The organism is Burkholderia sp. MR1-5-21, from assembly GCF_053427715.1.
Genome location: NZ_JBSAXD010000173.1, coordinates 1 through 254 on the forward strand (window position 1 = coordinate 1; position 254 = coordinate 254).

Sequence of the window (254 nt, forward strand, 5' to 3'; positions counted from 1 at the left end):
ATCAGCGCGAGCGTTGCGACGTCGACCGCGCCGCGCGAGCCGAAGAACGGCCACACGAGCCCGACCGCGAGCAGCACCCAGATGATCGCGCGCTGCTGCTGCGCACCCATCGCGGGCATCGCCGGCAGTTTCACCGCGGCTTTCGCGCGCGTGAGCGACGGCTTGAACAGCTGGAACAGGAACACGGCCGCGACCGCGATCCACACCGGACGCCAGTGCGCCTCGAGCACGACCTGGTAGCCGTCGAGCTTCAG

General features: G+C 69.7%; 1 protein-coding gene. It reads right to left on the reverse strand.

What is annotated here, in order from left to right; genetic code table 11:
• A partial coding sequence (locus tag ACV229_RS40940) for a DUF3382 domain-containing protein (protein WP_448088713.1) occupies positions 1 to 254 on the reverse strand: 254 nt, incomplete at both ends.